Source organism: Streptomyces sp. NPDC048106, assembly GCF_040706415.1.
In the GTDB taxonomy this organism is placed as follows: Bacteria; Actinomycetota; Actinomycetes; order Streptomycetales; family Streptomycetaceae; genus Streptomyces.
The window spans coordinates 163,974-180,434 of record NZ_JBEZND010000006.1; the positions used below are offsets into that span (position 1 = coordinate 163,974).

Annotated in this window: 17 protein-coding genes, 1 pseudogene and 1 riboswitch; of the genes and pseudogenes, 9 read left to right on the forward strand and 9 right to left on the reverse strand. The window is 70.0% G+C overall.

The window, feature by feature from the left end; translation table 11 throughout:
* Positions 1-102: 102 nt before the first annotated feature.
* Entirely contained in the window at positions 103-810 is a 708-nt protein-coding gene (locus tag AB0927_RS08525; RefSeq protein WP_366666760.1) for a hypothetical protein, read from the forward strand.
* Positions 811-941: 131 nt separating this feature from the next.
* On the opposite strand, the pseudogene AB0927_RS08530 reads toward AB0927_RS08525, so the two are convergent.
* The 3 genes and pseudogenes from AB0927_RS08530 to thiC all read right to left on the reverse strand — a co-directional run.
* Positions 942-1,073: pseudogene (locus AB0927_RS08530) on the reverse strand (thiamine biosynthesis protein ThiC); the annotation flags it as partial.
* Positions 1,074-1,102: 29 nt separating this feature from the next.
* On the reverse strand, positions 1,103-2,098 hold the full coding sequence (locus AB0927_RS08535; protein ID WP_366666761.1) for a hypothetical protein: 996 nt from the start codon (positions 2,096-2,098) through the stop codon (positions 1,103-1,105).
* Between the two features lie 81 nt (positions 2,099-2,179).
* Positions 2,180-3,982: a phosphomethylpyrimidine synthase ThiC gene (thiC, locus tag AB0927_RS08540; RefSeq protein ID WP_366666762.1), complete on the reverse strand. Its 1,803-nt coding sequence runs from the start codon at positions 3,980-3,982 to the stop codon at positions 2,180-2,182.
* Positions 3,975-4,152, reverse strand: a riboswitch (TPP riboswitch). Its footprint overlaps the gene before it by 8 nt.
* Before the next feature lie 71 nt (positions 4,153-4,223).
* On the opposite strand from thiC, the gene AB0927_RS08545 reads away from it, so the two are divergent.
* A complete protein-coding gene (locus AB0927_RS08545; RefSeq protein WP_366666763.1) occupies positions 4,224-5,678 on the forward strand; it encodes a YibE/F family protein in 1,455 nt (484 codons plus the stop codon).
* Positions 5,679-5,823: 145 nt separating this feature from the next.
* Here AB0927_RS08545 and AB0927_RS08550 read toward each other — a convergent pair whose 3' ends face one another.
* The 4 genes from AB0927_RS08550 to AB0927_RS08565 form a co-directional block, all read right to left on the reverse strand.
* A complete protein-coding gene (locus AB0927_RS08550; protein WP_366666765.1) occupies positions 5,824-6,261 on the reverse strand; it encodes an SsgA family sporulation/cell division regulator in 438 nt (145 codons plus the stop codon).
* A gap of 98 nt (positions 6,262-6,359) precedes the next feature.
* Positions 6,360-7,130 carry a helix-turn-helix domain-containing protein gene (locus tag AB0927_RS08555; protein ID WP_366666766.1) on the reverse strand — a complete coding sequence of 257 codons (771 nt, stop codon included), beginning with the start codon at positions 7,128-7,130 and terminating at the stop codon, positions 6,360-6,362.
* 290 nt (positions 7,131-7,420) lie between these two features.
* The gene (locus AB0927_RS08560; protein WP_366666767.1) at positions 7,421-7,633 is read right to left on the reverse strand and encodes a DUF5326 family protein; all 213 of its coding nucleotides are present in this window, start codon (positions 7,631-7,633) and stop codon (positions 7,421-7,423) included.
* 153 nt (positions 7,634-7,786) lie between these two features.
* Positions 7,787-8,104, reverse strand: a complete 318-nt coding sequence (locus tag AB0927_RS08565; protein ID WP_070028815.1) for a cupin domain-containing protein — start codon at positions 8,102-8,104, stop codon at positions 7,787-7,789.
* 59 nt (positions 8,105-8,163) lie between these two features.
* Here AB0927_RS08565 and AB0927_RS08570 point away from each other — a divergent pair, with 59 nt between their 5' ends.
* The 7 genes from AB0927_RS08570 (at position 8,164) to AB0927_RS08600 (ending at position 13,477) form a co-directional block, all read left to right on the forward strand.
* The gene (locus AB0927_RS08570; RefSeq protein ID WP_366666768.1) at positions 8,164-8,541 is read left to right on the forward strand and encodes a phage holin family protein; all 378 of its coding nucleotides are present in this window, start codon (positions 8,164-8,166) and stop codon (positions 8,539-8,541) included.
* Between the two features lie 7 nt (positions 8,542-8,548).
* Complete coding sequence (locus AB0927_RS08575) at positions 8,549-9,070, forward strand: low molecular weight protein-tyrosine-phosphatase (RefSeq protein ID WP_366666769.1); 522 nt, start codon at positions 8,549-8,551, stop codon at positions 9,068-9,070.
* Positions 9,067-10,215: a cystathionine gamma-lyase gene (locus AB0927_RS08580; RefSeq protein WP_366666770.1), complete on the forward strand. Its 1,149-nt coding sequence runs from the start codon at positions 9,067-9,069 to the stop codon at positions 10,213-10,215. Before AB0927_RS08575 ends, AB0927_RS08580 begins: the two co-directional genes overlap by 4 nt.
* 239 nt (positions 10,216-10,454) lie before the next feature.
* On the forward strand, positions 10,455-11,360 hold the full coding sequence (locus tag AB0927_RS08585) for a LysR family transcriptional regulator (RefSeq protein WP_366666771.1): 906 nt from the start codon (positions 10,455-10,457) through the stop codon (positions 11,358-11,360).
* Between the two features lie 81 nt (positions 11,361-11,441).
* Positions 11,442-11,924, forward strand: a complete 483-nt coding sequence (locus tag AB0927_RS08590; protein ID WP_030615062.1) for an NUDIX hydrolase — start codon at positions 11,442-11,444, stop codon at positions 11,922-11,924.
* Between the two features lie 89 nt (positions 11,925-12,013).
* Positions 12,014-12,880 (forward strand): GNAT family N-acetyltransferase, encoded by an 867-nt coding sequence (locus AB0927_RS08595; RefSeq protein WP_366666772.1) that lies wholly within the window; start codon positions 12,014-12,016, stop codon positions 12,878-12,880.
* A gap of 144 nt (positions 12,881-13,024) precedes the next feature.
* Positions 13,025-13,477, forward strand: a complete 453-nt coding sequence (locus tag AB0927_RS08600) for a GNAT family N-acetyltransferase (RefSeq protein ID WP_366666773.1) — start codon at positions 13,025-13,027, stop codon at positions 13,475-13,477.
* Between the two features lie 8 nt (positions 13,478-13,485).
* On the opposite strand, the gene AB0927_RS08605 is transcribed toward AB0927_RS08600, so the two are convergent.
* Entirely contained in the window at positions 13,486-14,871 is a 1,386-nt protein-coding gene (locus tag AB0927_RS08605; protein WP_366666774.1) for a serine hydrolase domain-containing protein, read from the reverse strand.
* 94 nt (positions 14,872-14,965) lie between these two features.
* The gene (dnaB, locus tag AB0927_RS08610) at positions 14,966-16,444 is read right to left on the reverse strand and encodes a replicative DNA helicase (RefSeq protein ID WP_366666775.1); all 1,479 of its coding nucleotides are present in this window, start codon (positions 16,442-16,444) and stop codon (positions 14,966-14,968) included.
* Positions 16,445-16,461 lie beyond the last annotated feature (17 nt).

Sequence of the window (16,461 nt, forward strand, 5' to 3'; positions counted from 1 at the left end):
CCGCCACGGCTCTACCATCGGCTTATCCGTAGCAGGCTCCCCTCCGTTTCTGCCCGACGGCTCGCCGGTGTGCGAGCCCCAAGCCCTACGGAGCATCGGGGGATGCACATGAACAGCCTTCCGCAGCACCTGCGGAGCGAGGACCGCCGGGAGTTCGAGCGGCTCCTCGACGAGGTTCTGCGCTCCGCACCACACCGACCGGAACTGGCCGCCGTCGGACGGCGGCTCAGCCCCGCACAACTGCGCACCATGGCCATCGCCGCGTCCGCACTCATCACGGTGGCCGCGGCCGCCGAATACCAGCGCTATGTGCGGATCCGCGACGAACTGCGCCACCCGGAGCAGGCCTCGGGGGCGGCCGGCTCCGCCCCCGCCGAGCCCGGTCCGGCCGCGGCGGAGCTCGCCGCCCCGCACGGCGCGGGCGCGGTCGCGGTCGTCGCCGTCCTGGCGCCGCTCCTCTCCGCCACCGCGGCGGCGATATTCCTGCTCATCGGGTACATCCTGAGATCCCTGGACCCCCGACAGCCCATCGCGGGCACGATGCTCACCGCGGGATGGGTGTTCGGGGCCCTGACCGTGGCCGCGCTCCTCGTCGCCGCCGTCGGCCTGCTCGTCACCGCCCTGCGCAACGGCGCCTCCCCCGAGTCCCGGGCCCGCGACGCCGCCACCGAGGAGGTCGCCAGAGCCAGAGCGGCGTGGGAAACCGCCCTCCTGGAACGCGGCATCCTGCCCTTCCTCAAGGAGGCGCTCGCCGACCACTCCCACTACACCGGCTCCGACCACGGCGGCCCGGAACACCAGCCGGACTGACCCCCGCCGTCACGACACGGCCCGCGCCCGCCGTCCCACGAGCCGCCGTCAACCGGCTCCGGTACGGCGGGTCCGGCCTGCGAGGGAGCGGTGCCCGGGGCCGCCGGCCATGAACACCGCTCCGCCACGCATCAGTCCGCGATCGGCAGGTACACCCGGTTCCCCGCCTCGGCGAACTCCTCCGACTTCTGGGCCATGCCCTCCTCGATCTCGGCCCGGTTACCGCCGTGTTCGCGGCGGATGCCCTGGGAGATCTTCATGCTGGACAAGTTCGAGCCGGATCACCCCTTGGTCACGCGGTGAGATCGGGTAGTGCGACGAGCGCGATGCCCTCTGCCTGAGCGACTGCCAGGCGAGTACCGTCCGGGTGCAAGGCCGCAACCGGGGTAGGAACATGGGTGACTCCGTAAGCCCCGCATCGCCTCGATACGTCCAGCTCGGGCCACTCCGCCAGTACCGAACCGGTGGTGACGTCGATCAGTCTGGGGTGCCCGTGCAAGGAGACGACTCGGCCGCCCTCGGCGATCAGGGTGCCGATCTTGTAATCGGCGCGGTTCAGGTGCAACCACCTGCGCTGGGAGAGGGACCACACGCCGAGGTGCTGAGGGCCCAGAGTCGGCACTTCCTCGTCATCAAGGACTTCGTCGCCGGTGGCCACAGCCAGGCGATCGTTGTCGAGCCAGCAAGCCGACACCACTTCGGCATCCAGTCCCGGTTCCATGGGCAAGGCCCCTGGCCCGTCCAGGTTGGCCGGATCTTTCAGCGCACTGTCCAGGTCGAACACTGCCACGACTCCATACGGATGCCACACCCAGCCGGCCACCAGCAGATGCCTGGCGTCGCGGCTCACCGACAACCGGGAATGAAACACATCTTTGGCCTGACGTGTACCCGCAGTGAGTCGCTGTCCCGATTCAACGTCCTCGACCTGGAGGACGGCATACTCGTCCGGGCAGTGAACCAGGATCTCCCGACCGTCCCGCAGCGTCCCCAGCGCCACGGGATAGTCGAAGTCATCGGCGTGGTAAGTGCTGCGCGTGAGCTCCCGCACAACACGCGCTCCTTCCAGCAGTAGGGCATTCGTCCCGCGCTCGGCGTAGACGACGCTGTAACGGCCGGAGGGAGAGACAACACTTCTGTCGAACGCAGGACCGCGGTCGGTGAAGATCCGACGCTCCACGCCGGCGGTGTTCCAGGCGCGTCCTCCCACCAGATCAACCAGGTCATCGCCCTGCCAGACAAGTGACTGGACCGGCACCGAAGCCGCCTGCAACATCACGGGATCCATCACCCGCCCCCCTGACCGCCGACCATCGATGGCGCTGCTCCCGAGGCGTCGGACCCAAGGAGCAGCGCCAATCTAGATGGTTCAGTCGGCGATCGGCAGGTACACCCGATTCCCCGCCTCGGCGAACTCCTTCGACTTCTGGAGCATCCCCTCAGCGATTTCCTCAGACGACGCTCCCTCAGCCGCCGCACCACCGAATCGCTCTGTGATGCTTTGACTAATCTTCATGCTGCAGAACTTCGGGCCGCACATGGAGCAGAAGTGGGCCGTCTTGGCGGGTTCGGCCGGGAGGGTCTCGTCGTGGAAGTCGCGGGCCGTGTCCGGGTCGAGGGCCAGATTGAACTGGTCCTCCCAGCGGAACTCGAAACGGGCGTCCGAGAGGGCGTCGTCCCACTCCTGAGCGCCCGGATGCCCCTTGGCGAGGTCGGCGGCGTGGGCAGCGATCTTGTAGGTGATGACACCGGTCTTGACGTCATCCCGGTTGGGCAGGCCCAGGTGCTCCTTCGGGGTGACGTAGCAGAGCATCGCCGTACCCCACCAGGCGATCATCGCGGCGCCGATGCCGGAGGTGATGTGGTCGTATGCCGGCGCGATGTCCGTGGTCAGCGGGCCGAGCGTATAGAACGGAGCCTCGTCGCAGATCTCCTGCTGGAGATCGATGTTCTCCTTGATCTTGTGCATCGGGACGTGCCCGGGGCCCTCGATCATCGTCTGTACGTTCATCCGCCTGGCGATCCTGCCGAGTTCCCCGAGCGTCCGCAGTTCGGCGAACTGGGCCTCGTCGTTGGCATCCGCGATGGAGCCGGGCCGCAGTCCGTCGCCCAGCGAGTACGTGACGTCGTAGGCGGCGAGGATCTCGCACAGTTCCTCGAAGTTCTCGTAGAGGAACGAGTCCTTGTGGTGCGCCAGGCACCACGCGGCCATGATGGAGCCGCCGCGCGAGACGATGCCGGTCTTGCGGTTGGCCGTGAGCGGTACGAACGGCAGCCGCACGCCCGCGTGGACGGTCATGTAGTCCACGCCCTGCTCGGCTTGTTCGATAACGGTGTCCTTGTAGATCTCCCAGGTCAGTTCCTCGGCCTTGCCGTCGACCTTCTCCAGCGCCTGGTACAGCGGCACCGTGCCGATCGGGACGGGGGAGTTACGGAGCACCCACTCGCGGGTGGTGTGGATGTTGCGGCCGGTGGAGAGGTCCATGACCGTGTCGGCGCCCCAGCGGGTCGCCCAGGTCATCTTCTCGACCTCCTCCTCGATGGACGACGTCACCGCGGAGTTGCCGATGTTGGCGTTCACCTTCACCAGGAACCGCTTGCCGATGATCATCGGCTCGATCTCCGGGTGGTTGACGTTGACCGGCAGCACCGCCCGGCCCGCGGCGATCTCGTCGCGCACCACCTCGGGGGAGACGTTCTCCCTGAGGGCCACGAACTCCATCTCCGGCGTGATCTCGCCCCGGCGCGCATACGCGAGCTGCGTCACCGCCTGCCCGTCGCGGCCCCGCCGCGGCTGGCGCGGACGGCCGGGGAAGACCGCGTCCAGGTTCCGCAGCCCGCCGCGCGGCGAGGTGTGCTTGATCCCGTCGTCCTCGGGACGGACGGGACGGCCCGCGTACTCCTCCGTGTCCCCGCGGGCGATGATCCAGTTCTCCCGCAGCGGCGTCAGTCCCCGGCGGACGTTGGTGTCGACGAGCGGATCGGTGTACGGGCCCGACGTGTCGTACAGCGTGACCGACTGCCCGTTGGTGAGATGCACCTGACGGACCGGCACGCGCAGGTCGGGGCGCGAGCCCTCGACGTACGCCTTGTGCCAGCCGATGGACTTCCCGGCCTCCGAGGACGTGTCGTCCTGGGCGGAGGCAGGCGTGCTTGCGTCCTTGTTGGTCATGAGACCTACTCCCTACGCCGGCATTACCCGGTAACAGGTTCGGCGGTCGACGCAGCGGCTTCCGTCGTCCGAGGTCTCCCGGGGAACATGGCATGTTCCACGTGAAACATCGCGCCTACGGAGGTCAGCGCCCTCTCAGCCCGGTGCTCCGAGCTCCCGCGTGTGCAAAGGTGCCTCCACGCTAGCGTCATCGATGAGGCGATGAACAGTGGGCCCTCCCGGTTCTTGCGATGATCTGGCGATGACCCGGATGGACCAGCACCCGTACCAGCCGCCCGGCCCGCACCGGCACGACGGCTCGGAGCCCCCGAGCCAGGACCACCGTCCCGACCACGGTCACGCCCCCGCCCAGACCCAGGCACACGGGCATGGGCATGGGCATGGCCACAGCGCCGGGAGCGGGCATGGGCACAGCCACAGCCATGGGCCCGCCGCGCCCGTCTCCCGGCATCTGCGCAAGGTGATCGCGGCGATCCTCGTCCCGTTCACCGCGGCGGTCGTGGTCGGCCTGATGGTGCTCTGGCCCGGTGGCGCCCCCTCGCACAAGCACAGCGGCGTCGGCTTCGACCGGCAGACCCAACAGGCCACCGTCACCCATGTGGCCGAGGTGAGCTGCGCCTCGGTGAACGCCTCCGGCGGGACCCCGGCCGGTGGCACCCCCGGGGACAGCTCAACCGGCCGACAGCCCGGCGGCACCTGCAAGAAGGCGACCATCCGGATCGACACCGGCAAGGACAAGGGCCGTACGTTCACCGAGATCGTGCAGCCCGACCAGCCCCGGCAGTTGCACCAGAGCGAGCAGGTCGTCGCCGCCTATGAACCCACCGCTCCGAAGGACCTCCAGTACTCGGTCGCCGATGTGAACCGTAAGTTCCCCATGGCGCTGCTCGCGGGCATCTTCGCGCTCGCGGTCGTGGTGGTGGGCCGGATGCGCGGGGTGATGGCCCTCGTGGCGCTGGCGGTGAGTTTCCTGGTGCTGAACCAGTTCATCCTGCCCGCGATCCTCCAGGGCTCCAACCCGCTGCTCGTGGCGGTGATCGGGTCGAGCGCCATCATGCTGATCGCCCTGTACATGTGTCACGGCCTGTCGGCCCGTACCTCGGTGGCCGTGCTCGGGACGCTGATCTCGCTGACCCTGATCGGGCTGCTCGGCTCGGTGTTCATCGGCTGGGCCGCCCTGACCGGCAACACCGACGACAGCACCGGTCTGATCCACGGGCTCTATCCGAAAATCGACATGAGCGGTCTGCTGCTGGCCGGCGTCATCATCGGCTCGCTGGGCGTCCTGGACGATGTGACGGTGACCCAGACCTCGGCCGTGTGGGAACTACACGAGGCCAATCCTTCGATGGGCCCGCGCGGGCTGTACCGGGCGGCCATCCGCATCGGCCGCGACCACATCGCGTCCGTCGTCAACACCCTGGTGCTCGCCTATGCCGGTGCCGCGCTGCCGTTGCTGCTGCTGTTCTCCATCGCGCAGAGCAGCGTGGGGGCGGTGGCCAACAGCGAGCTGGTGGCCGAGGAGATCGTGCGCACCCTGGTGGGATCCATCGGACTGGTCGCCTCGGTCCCGGTCACCACCGCGCTCGCCGCCCTGGTGGTGGCGGCCGACCGGAGCGCCCCGGCCCCGGAGACTCCCACCGGCACCCAGACCCTGCCGGCCCGGAGCGGGCGGGGGCGGCGCCGGAAGCGATGAGACGGGGCGGGTCCCGGCGGCAAGCCGGGCACCGCCCGCCCGCCACTTCGCGCGGAAGCCTGTGCAGAAGGCCGTGCAGACGCAGAAGCGTTACTGCATGGCTCCGTACCACCGGGCGGAGCGTCCAGTCGCGTCGCGCGGCGTCTCAACCCGCGCTCTGCTCCTCGGCCAGAATGCGGTCCAGCGCCTCGTCCAGATGCGCGTCGAAGTCGGCGAGCGCACCCTCCTGGCCGAGCGGCACCAGCTTGTCCGTGCGGTCGAGGAAGGCCACGAGCGGCGACGCCGACGAGCGGAACAGGGCCTGGTCGCCGCCGACCTGAAGCCTGATCAGCACCTCGCCCAGCACCTCTTCCTCGACGGGGGAGATCCGCACATCCCCCTCCCCGCACGGCCGTCCGACGCCGTCGATCAGCAGTTCCCGACCGAAGACCCAGGTGACCGGGGCATCACCGGGCAGATGGAAGGTGAGCCGCACGGCGTAGGGATCGCCGGTCTCGTAGCGCAACTCCACCGGAATGCGGAAGGAGAGCTCCTCCGAGACGAGAAAGCTCATCATGACCTCTGCCTGTACGGACTCGCGCATCGCCTACCCCGTCATATGACATCGACTGGCCGGGTTTGATCCCTCTGACCGTGGTAAATCTTGCTGAAAGTACACAGCGAATTACAAGGAGTAAGTTTTCAGATACTGATACAGAGGGTGAGGGACCCCAGGTGCCGTCCGATCTCCGTCTGCAGCCGCCGGGCCGCCGGCAGCAGCCGGTCGGCCTGGTGGGCCGGGAGGGAGATGGCCACGGTGGCCGCGGTCGTGCCCACCGTGATGGGGACCGCCGCGCAGACCGTGCCGAGCGCGTACTCCTGGCGCTCCGTGACCGGCTCCATGCGCGGGACCCGGGCCAGCCGCCGCAGCAGGGCGTCGCTGTCCCGCGCGGTGTACGGCGTGAGCGCCTGCACCGGATAGCGGGCGAGGTGCTCCCGCCGGGCTCCCTCGTCCAACTGGGAGAGCAGGCACTGCCCGATGGCGTGCGCGTGCCCGGTCTCGCGGAAGTCGGCCCACTCCTCGGCCGCGGGGGCTTCACGGGAGTCGGCGACGCACAGGACCTCGATCTCCCCGTCCCGGTACATCGCGTAGTAGATCGGGGCGCCGATGGAATCGCGCCAGTGCGCGAGCGTGTCCATGACCTTGCCGCGACGTTTCTCCCGGGCCGCGCCGCTGCTCAGCCGCTCGGCCGCCTCGCCCAGGAAGAAGAGCCCCTTGTCCCGCCGCAGATAGCCCTCGTGCACCAGGGTGCGCAGCAGGTGGTAGGTCGTGGGCAGGGCCAGGCCGGTCGCGCGGGCGAGTTGCTTGGCGGGGGCGCCGTACGGATGGGCCGCGACCGTCTCCAGCAGGCGCATGGCGCGCTGCACGGAGCCGATGAGGGTCGTGGCGGCAGGCTGCGACGGTACGCCCATCCCGGGCGGCCGCCGGGAAGGAGATGTGCGGGGACGGGGCTGGGCGGGGAGTGCGGCGGTTTCCGCCGGTGGGGTGTCGACCGTGGCCAAGGATTACTCCGGAAGCGCGAGGGGGCAGCCCGTGCCTGGGCGGGAAGCACGGATGGGTGTCTGCGCCACCCGCGGGGCCGCACCCCACGGGGAGTTCCGGACTCTAACCGCCCGCCACCACGCGTGGCCGGGCTCACGGGGAAACTTCCCTCCCCCGAGGGAACCGGCACCCCCTTACCGGTCACCGGTTCCCGCTTACCTCACCAGTCGCCGCGCGAGGAGGAGCCGGACATGAACTTGCGCACGATGTAGATCAGCCCCCCGACCAGGGCCACGAAGACCAGCGCCTTGAACAGCAGGCCGATCACGAATCCGACGATGCTCGCTATCAGGCCGCCGAACACGACCATGGCGATGACCGGCACCGCGACCCACTTCACCCACCACGGCAGTCCCGCGAAGATCCCTCGCATGGCCCTCGTCCTTCTCGTCTCATGCGTACGTGTACGTCTCGTACGGTCTCGGTGTTCCGCACTCGATGCTAGGGCCGCGGCAGGGTCCCACGGGGGCCTCGGGGCCCTTGTCCGCCCCTGAACCGTCCCCTAGGGAATCCCGGGGAGCGACCCTCACGCCTCGGGTGGAGAGAACACGACGAGAACTCTCAGGTCCTCGCTGATGTGGTGGAACTTGTGCGCGACGCCGGCGGGCACGTACACCACGCTGCCCCGCGCCACCTCGGTCGTCTCCAGACCGACGGTGATCGACGCCCGGCCGCTGACGACGAAGTACACCTCGTCCTGGTTGTGCGGCTTCTGCGGGTCGTGCTCGCCCGCGTCGAGGGCGTAGAGACCGACCGACATGTTCCGCTCCCGCAGGAACTGAAGGTAGGCCCCCTCGTTGGCGGCGCGCTCCGCCTCCAGGTCGTCCAGCCGGAATGCCTTCATCTGCGTTGCCGCCCTCGCCTCACTGCTCGCTCCCGATCGGGTCTGCCACGATCAGACACATGAAGAATTTCGTAGTCAAGACGATCGCGAACGCGGGTGCCCTCGCGGTGGCCGTCTGGCTCCTCGACAAAATCACTCTCACCGGTGACAGCACCGCCAAGAAGGCCGGCACGCTGATCGTCGTCGCGCTGATCTTCGGCCTGGTGAACTGGCTGGTCAAGCCCATCGTGAAGGTGCTCACCTTCCCGCTGTTCATCCTGACCCTGGGCCTGATCACCCTGATCGTCAACGCGCTGATGCTGATGCTGACGTCGTGGGTGTGCGGCAAGCTCCAGTTGAGCTTCCATGTGGAGGGGTTCTGGACGGCCGTCCTCGGCGGTCTGATCATCTCGGTCGTCTCCTGGGCCCTGCACATGATCCTGCCGGACGAGGACTGAGCGCCCCATGACCTACCGCGTCTGCTTCGTGTGCACCGGCAACATCTGCCGTTCCCCGATGGCCGAGTACGTCTTCCGCGCGCGGGTGGCGGAGGCCGGGCTGGCGGACCGGGTGGAGATCGACAGCGCCGGCACCGGCGGCTGGCACGAGGGCGAGTCCGCCGACCCTCGCACCGTCGCCGTCCTCCACGACCACGGGTACGACTGCGACCACGTCGCACGCCGGTTCCAGCCCTCCTGGTTCGCCCGCCGCGACCTCGTGATCGCCCTGGACGCCGGTCACCTCAGGGCCCTGCGCCGCCTGGCGCCCACCCAGGAGGACGCGCGCAAGGTCCGCCTGTTGCGCGCGTACGCCCACCGGTCGCCCGGCGCCCTCGCGCCGGACCCGGACCTGGGCGACGACCTCGACGTGCCGGACCCGTACTACGGCGGCCTGGACGGTTTCGAGGAGTGCCTTGAGATGGTGGAGGAGGCGAGCGCCGGACTGGTCGCCGCCGTGCGGGAACACCTGGAGGGACGGGCCGCATGAACGACGCATCTGTGGACGAGGAGGCCGTCGGCGACGGCACGCGCGCGGTCCGGGCGGGGCTGCCCGAGCCGGTCAAGCACGAGCCGACGCTGCCGGGCCCCGTCTTCGCCGCGCATTTCCATCTACCGGGCGACGTGACGGGACCGTACTCCTACGGCCGTGACGACAACCCGACCTGGACTCTGCTGGAGAACGCCATCGGCGAGCTGGAGGCTCCCGGGCTGGCGGACATCCAGACGCTGGTGTTCGCCTCCGGCATGGCCGCGATCTCCGCCGTGCTGTTCTCGCAGCTGCGCGCAGGGGACGCGGTGGTGCTGCCGTCCGACGGGTACCAGGCGCTACCGCTGGTCCGCGCCCAGCTGGAGGCGTACGGCGTCGAGGTGCGCACCGCCCCCACCGGCGCAGACGCCCAGCTGGAGGTCCTGGACGGGGCCCGGCTGCTGTGGATCGAGTCCCCGTCGAACCCGGGACTCGATGTCTGCGACATCCGGCGCCTGGCGGTCGCGGCACACGCCCAGGGCACCCTGGTGGCCGTCGACAACACCCTCGCCACCCCGCTCGGCCAGCGCCCGCTGGCCCTGGGCGCCGACTTCGCCGTGGCCAGCGGCACCAAACAGCTCACCGGGCACGGCGACGTCCTCCTCGGGTACGTGGTCGGCCGAGACGCCGAGGCGATGGCCGCCGTGCGCCGCTGGCGCAAGATCGTCGGGGCGATCCCCGGGCCCATGGAGGCCTGGCTCGCGCACCGGTCCATCGCCACGCTCCAGCTCCGTGTCGATCGGCAGAACGCCACCGCGCTCACCGTCGCCGAGGCCCTGCGGCAGCGGCCGGAGGTCACCGGCCTGCGCCATCCCGGGCTGCCGGACGACCCCTCGCACGAGATCGCCTCCCGGCAGATGCGGCGCTACGGCTGCGTCGTGTCGTTCACGCTGCCCACGCGGGCGCGCGCCGAACGCTTCCTGGCGGCCCTGCGCCTGGTGGAGGACGCGACGAGCTTCGGCGGAGTGCGCTCCACGGCCGAGCGCCGTGGCCGCTGGGGCGGAGACGCCGTCCCGGAGGGCTTCATCCGGATGTCTGTCGGCGCCGAGGACCCCGAGGACCTGGTGGCGGACATTCTGCGCGCCCTCGACGAATCGGCGGAGTAACCCGGGCGCCGCCGGCCGGGGCGCCCCCGAGAGGTGCCGTACGGCCCACGTCGAACGACGGTCCGAGCCTCCCCCCTCGTGGCTCGGACCGTCTCCGGTTCCGCTTGCGAAGAACCGTGCGACCTAGGCTAGTTGACTCTCTGTCAGTGTCCAATCACGCTAGCGACAGGGGCCTATCGACTTATTTATAGTTGACACCTGCCGGGGCCGGACGAGGGCGAGGCAGGGGAGGGCATGCCATGGATCTGGCCTTGCTGCGCACCTTTGTCACCGTGCACCGGGCCGGTTCCTTCACCCGCGCCGCGGCCCTGCTCGGCCTGTCCCAGCCCGCCGTCACATCCCAGATCCGCACCCTGGAACGCCAGCTGGGCAAGCCCCTCTTCCTGCGCCAGGCGCGCGGAGTCACCCCGACCACCATCGGCGACGAACTCGCGCACAAGGCCGCGCCCCACCTCGACGCGCTGGTGGAGATAGCCGAGTACCGACTGGACGACGACTCCTCGCCGACGACACTGCACCTGGCCGGGCCCCCGGAGTTCACCGCCGAACGAGCCCTGCCCGCCCTCGCGGAACTGGCCGGGGAGGGCCCCCGAGGTCTGGCGCTGCGCGCCTCCTTCGGCACCCCGGAGGAGGTTCTGGAGGGGTTGGCGGCCGGTCACCACGATCTGGCCATCAGCACCGCCCGGCCACGCGGCGCCCTGTTCACCGCGACGGCGCTCTGCGACGAGGAGCATGTACTGGTCGCCGCTCCCCGCTGGGCGGAGCGCCTCGCCCCGGACGCGCTACGGCTGAAGGGGGCGCCCGCGCTCCCGGAGCTGCCCGTGGTCGACGTCCATGAGTCGCTGCCCTTCGTCTCCCGTTACTGGGCCTCCGTCTTCGACGCCCGCCCAGCCGTCCCCGGCACGGTCGTCGTCCCCGATCTGCGGGCCGTGCTCGCCTGTGCGATCGCGGGCGCGGGTCTGGCCGTACTGCCCCGCTATCTCTGCGCACCGGCCCTCGACCGGGGCACGGTCGTGGCCCTGCACGACCCGGTGGTGCCTCCGCTGCGCACGTACTTCTTGGTGGTGCGCACCGGCACGCTCGCCCTGCCGCCCGTGGCCCGCGCCCATGAATGGCTGCTGCGGGCGGCCGTGAGCTGGTGCTGAGGCCCTTAAGGCCACGCAACGCGGTCGCCCGGTCCCGCTTTGCGATGTTTCACGTGGAACCAGCCGGGCCACATTTCTCCCATGACCGTCCGACCCGTGGTCAAGCGCACCGCCCGTGCCGTTCTGCTGGACGGTGACGACCTGATTCTGATCAAGCGCACCAAGCCCGGCGTCGATCCCTACTGGGTGACTCCCGGTGGCGGGGTCGAGCCCGGGGACTCGACCGTGGTGGACGCCCTGCACCGGGAGGTGTACGAGGAACTGGGCGCCAAGATCACCGATGTGGTGCCGTGCTTCGTGGACACCGTGGAGCACATCGGTGAGGACGGCGGCGCGACCGGCGTGAAGGTGCAGCACTTCTTCGTCTGCCGCCTGGAGTCCATGGACCCGTCCCTGCGTCATGGTCCCGAGGTGGAAGAGCCGGCCGGCGAGTACGAGATCGTGCGTATCCCGTTCACCCGCGTCGGCATCGCGTCCGTTCACCTCGTCCCGCTGTCGCTGCGGCACTATCTGGACGGCAACATCGAGGGTGTACGGGCCATGCATGCTCCCGACCTGGGGTAGCGAGGCATCCTCCGCCGGCTGGCCGACGAGGACATGTTTCACGTGAAACGGGTGGACGCCGAGGGCCTGCTTCGGACAGCCTGACGTGCGTGCCAACACCTTCCCTCGACGCACTGCCCATCCGCCGTCTGACGCTCCGCGATCTCACCGCATGCGCCGACCTGTCCGAGGACCGGGGGTGGCCACGCGAGGAACACAAGTGGGGCTTCCTCCTCACCGCCGGCCGCGGCTTCGGCATCGACGACCCTCAGGGTGGCCTCGTCGCCGCGTGCGTCATCACCGAGTACGGCTCCTGGGGGCGCCCGGAACTCGGAGCCATCGGTATGGTCCTGGTCGCCGAACGCCACGCCCGCCGGGGCGTCGGGCGCCGCCTGATGCGGCATGTGGTGTCCACCATGGGCGACACCCCGCTGACGCTGTACGCCACGGAGAACGGCCGTCCCCTGTACGAGCAGCTGGGCTTCAAGGTGACGGGACAGGCGGAGATGCTCAGGGGCCGCTTCACTCCCGGCGGTCCGGACATCAAGGTCAAGACACGTAGCGCCACCGCGGAGGATCTTCCCCCGATCCTGCGGCTGGACGAGGAGGTGTTCGGCGCAGACCGGACGCCACTGGTCACGCGGCTGCCCGCCTTCGCGGACCAGCTACGAGTGGCCGAGGAGGACGGCCGGATCATCGGGTACGCGGCCGCGTGGCCCAACATGGGCACCCATGTCGTCGGGCCGCTGATCGCCCGGGACACGGAGACCGCCCAGGCACTCGTCGCCTCGCTGGCGGCCGGCACGGACCGGCCGCTGCGTACCGACATCGACGTACGCCACGAGGATCTGCTGGCCTGGGCCAAGGAGCGGGGCCTGGCATCGGTGACGTCCAACTCCGTGATGACGTACGGCACCCCGGAGCTTCCGGGCGACTGGACGCGGCGGTTCGCCCCGCTGACGGTGGCCGCCGGTTGAGGCACCGTACGACGTCGTGGGACGCCGTACGACACGGACAGGCCCCGTCGCACGAAGCGGCGGGGCCTGTGTCCGTTCCGGACCGTGTGATCAGGCCTGGTCCGGGCGGTGGAGTCGCTGCACGTGCCCGCATAGAGTGCGGTCATGGGAGATCTTGAGATACGTCCGGCGGGTGCGGACGACCTTCCGGCGATCATCGCGATGCTCGCCGACGATCCACTGGGCGCGCAGCGGGAATCCCCCGACGATCCGGCCCCCTACCAGTCGGCGTTCAAGCAGCTGGCCGCGGACCCGAACCAGCACCTCGTCGTCGCCGTGCGCGACGGCCGGGTGATCGGCACCCTCCAGCTCACGATCATCCCCGGGCTGTCCCACCGGGGCGCGACCCGTGCGCTCATCGAGGCCGTTCGCATCCACGCCGACGAGCGCGGCAGTGGACTGGGCACCGAGCTGATCCGGTGGGCCATCGGCACGGCCCGGCGGCTCGGCTGCCAGGTGGTGCAGCTGACGTCCGACAAGACACGCCTCGACGCCCACCGCTTCTACGAGCGACTCGGGTTCACCGCCTCGCACGAGGGCTTCAAACTGCGCCTCTGATCTTCGGCTCAGCCGATGCCTCGCCAGCCCTCCGGATCCACGCCGCCGGGCACCGGGGCGTCGGGGTCGTACGGCTGCCGAGTGAACACGAACGAGCCGAGGTCGAGGTGGCTCAGGGACCCGTCAGGGCGTCGCACGGGCCGCAGCCGTTCCCCTGCGTAGTAGCCCTCCAGGCCCGTCCAGGTGCCATCGCCGTTCGGCCGGAAGCGGGATCGGCGGCCGCCGCCGGTCAGCGGGCCGAGCGAGAGCAGGCCGTCGGCCGTCACCCGCAGGCCGAACACGCCGGTCCCCCAGTACCACTGCCCGGCCAGCTCCAGCACCGCCGGGTCGACCTCGCGCAGCGGACGCCAGGGCTCGGGGATGCGGGGTTCCGCCTCGGCGACGATCCGTACGAGGTCGTCGCCCACCGCGCCCAGGGACGGACCGCTGGTGCAGTTGGCGAGCACCACCGCGGCCACGTCGTCCGCCACGCTGATGGTGAGGTTCGCCAGGAAGCCGGGCAGCGAGCCGGAGTGGCCGACCAGCAGCCGCCCGTCGCGGGCGTGGAGCTGCATACCGAGGCCGTAGGTGACTCCGTCCACGACATCGGCGGCCTCGGCCGGCGCCGCCGGGGTCCGCATCTCGCGCACCGACTCCGCGCCGAGCACCCGCTCGTCACCATGGGTCAGGAACACCGCGAACTTCGCCAGGTCCCCCGTGGTCGACCACAGTTGGCCGGCGGGGGCCATCCGGCCGAGGTCCTCCACCGGCTCCGGCAGGAGGGCGTCGGCCCACGGATGCACCGCCCAGCCGCCCGCGTGCGGGGCCTGCGGCTGAGGGGAGGTCCGGTGCAGGCCGAGCGGTTCGAGGATCTCCCGGCGCAGCACCTCCTCCCAGGGGGCGCCGCGCAGTTCCTCCACCAGCGCGCCGAGCAGCGTGTAACCGGGGTTGGAGTAGTGGTGCCGGCGGCCGACGGGGTGCAACAGGGGCTGCTCGCCGAGAACATCACCGAGTTCGGGCCGCAGGGAGCCCGGGGTCCGCTCCCACCAGGGACCGGGCGACTCGGCCGCCACCCCGCCCGTGTGCGCGAGCAGTTCGGCGATGGTGGCCTCCCCCACGCCGGTGCCCGGCAGGTGCTTGTCCAGCGGATCGTTGAGGTCGAGCACGCCCTCGTCGCGCAGCCGCATCACCAGAACGGCGGTGAAGGTCTTGGTGATCGACCCGATCCGGTACTGCACGTTCTCGTCCGGCCCGTGCCCGTCCACCGAGCTCCGCGCCCCGTGCCACACGGTCCGCCCGTCCCGCACCACGGCGGCGACCAGCGACGGCGCCCGCCCCTCGCTCTGCGCCACGGCGATCCTGTGCAGCAACGCGCGCCGCGTCCCCGGGAGCAGCGCATCCTGTGAAGTCGTCATCCCCCCAGTCCACCTGCCGGAACGCCGGGCGTCGAATCCATTTCCGGCGCATGGGCCTTGTCCGGGCTGAGCAGCGTGCCGGTACAGGTGGGCCTCAGATCTGGGCCATGTCCACGAAGCGGGAGTAGTGGCCCTGGAAGGCGACCGTGATGGTGGCCGTGGGGCCGTTACGGTGCTTGGCGACGATCAGGTCGGCCTCTCCGGCGCGCGGGGACTCCTTCTCGTAGGCGTCCTCACGGTGCAGCAGGATGACCATGTCGGCGTCCTGCTCGATCGAGCCGGACTCACGCAGGTCGGAGACCATCGGCTTCTTGTCGGTGCGCTGTTCGGGGCCACGGTTCAGCTGGGACAGCGCGATGACCGGGATCTCCAGTTCCTTGGCGAGGAGCTTGAGGTTACGGGACATGTCCGAGACCTCCTGCTGGCGGCTCTCGGCGCGCTTGGAGCCGCCGGACTGCATCAGCTGGAGGTAGTCGATGACGACCAGCTTCAGGTCGTTGCGCTGTTTCAGACGGCGGCACTTGGCCCGGATCTCCATCATCGACAGGTTCGGGGAGTCGTCGATGTAGAGCGGGGCGGCCGAGACGTCCGGCATCCGGCGGGCGAGCCGGGTCCAGTCCTCGTCGGTCATCGTGCCGGAGCGCATGTGGTGCAGGGCGACCCGGGCCTCGGCGGACAGCAGACGCATCGCGATCTCGTTGCGCCCCATCTCGAGCGAGAAGATGACGCTCGGCAGGTTGTGCTTGATCGACGCGGCCCGCGCGAAGTCGAGCGCGAGGGTCGACTTACCCATGGCGGGGCGGGCCGCGATGACGATCATCTGGCCCGGGTGCAGTCCATTGGTGAGCGAGTCGAAGTCGGTGAACCCGGTGGGCACACCGGTCATCTCACCGCTGCGCGAACCGATCGCCTCGATCTCGTCGAGGGCGCCCTCCATGATGTCGCCCAGCGGCAGATAGTCCTCGCTGGTGCGCTGCTCGGTGACGGCGTAGATCTCGGCCTGGGCGCTGTTGACGATCTCGTCGACGTCGCCGTCGGCCGCGTATCCCATCTGCGTGATCCGCGTGCCGGCCTCGACCAGGCGGCGCAGTACTGCGCGCTCGTGGACGATCTCCGCGTAGTACTCGGCGTTGGCCGCCGTCGGCACGGTCTGGACGAGGCTGTGCAGATACGCGGCGCCGCCGACCTTGTTGATCTCGCCGCGTTTGGTGAGTTCCGCGGCAATGGTGATGGGGTCGGCCGGCTCGCCCTTGGCGTAGACGTCCAGGATCGCCTGGTAGATCGTCTCGTGTGCCGGCTTGTAGAAGTCGTGGCCCTTGAGGATCTCGACGACGTCGGCGATGGCGTCCTTGGACAGCAGCATGCCGCCGAGCACCGACTGCTCGGCGTCGAGGTCCTGCGGGGGCACGCGCTCGAAGGCGGCACCTCCGCCGTCCCAGCCGCTGCTGTCCCGGCCCCGGTCGTGCTGTTCGTCACGACCCCGGCCGCCCTCGGGCCGCCGACGGGAGGCCGGCAGACGATCGCTGGGTCCGCTGTCGGCCCACGGATCGTCCAAGGGCTCGGAAATGCTCACCGAGCCACCTCCTCCCG

What these genes read in the sequence shown, in the direction of transcription:
- AB0927_RS08525 (WP_366666760.1), top strand. Translation starts at nt 103, where the DNA reads ATGCACATGAACAGCCTTCCGCAGCACCTGCGGAGCGAGGACCGCCGG.
- AB0927_RS08535 (WP_366666761.1), bottom strand. Translation starts at nt 2,098, where the DNA reads ATGGATCCCGTGATGTTGCAGGCGGCTTCGGTGCCGGTCCAGTCACTT.
- thiC (WP_366666762.1), bottom strand. Translation starts at nt 3,982, where the DNA reads ATGACCAACAAGGACGCAAGCACGCCTGCCTCCGCCCAGGACGACACG.
- AB0927_RS08545 (WP_366666763.1), top strand. Translation starts at nt 4,224, where the DNA reads ATGACCCGGATGGACCAGCACCCGTACCAGCCGCCCGGCCCGCACCGG.
- AB0927_RS08550 (WP_366666765.1), bottom strand. Translation starts at nt 6,261, where the DNA reads ATGCGCGAGTCCGTACAGGCAGAGGTCATGATGAGCTTTCTCGTCTCG.
- AB0927_RS08555 (WP_366666766.1), bottom strand. Translation starts at nt 7,130, where the DNA reads ATGGGCGTACCGTCGCAGCCTGCCGCCACGACCCTCATCGGCTCCGTG.
- AB0927_RS08560 (WP_366666767.1), bottom strand. Translation starts at nt 7,633, where the DNA reads ATGCGAGGGATCTTCGCGGGACTGCCGTGGTGGGTGAAGTGGGTCGCG.
- AB0927_RS08565 (WP_070028815.1), bottom strand. Translation starts at nt 8,104, where the DNA reads ATGAAGGCATTCCGGCTGGACGACCTGGAGGCGGAGCGCGCCGCCAAC.
- AB0927_RS08570 (WP_366666768.1), top strand. Translation starts at nt 8,164, where the DNA reads ATGAAGAATTTCGTAGTCAAGACGATCGCGAACGCGGGTGCCCTCGCG.
- AB0927_RS08575 (WP_366666769.1), top strand. Translation starts at nt 8,549, where the DNA reads ATGACCTACCGCGTCTGCTTCGTGTGCACCGGCAACATCTGCCGTTCC.
- AB0927_RS08580 (WP_366666770.1), top strand. Translation starts at nt 9,067, where the DNA reads ATGAACGACGCATCTGTGGACGAGGAGGCCGTCGGCGACGGCACGCGC.
- AB0927_RS08585 (WP_366666771.1), top strand. Translation starts at nt 10,455, where the DNA reads ATGGATCTGGCCTTGCTGCGCACCTTTGTCACCGTGCACCGGGCCGGT.
- AB0927_RS08590 (WP_030615062.1), top strand. Translation starts at nt 11,442, where the DNA reads ATGACCGTCCGACCCGTGGTCAAGCGCACCGCCCGTGCCGTTCTGCTG.
- AB0927_RS08600 (WP_366666773.1), top strand. Translation starts at nt 13,025, where the DNA reads ATGGGAGATCTTGAGATACGTCCGGCGGGTGCGGACGACCTTCCGGCG.
- AB0927_RS08605 (WP_366666774.1), bottom strand. Translation starts at nt 14,871, where the DNA reads ATGACGACTTCACAGGATGCGCTGCTCCCGGGGACGCGGCGCGCGTTG.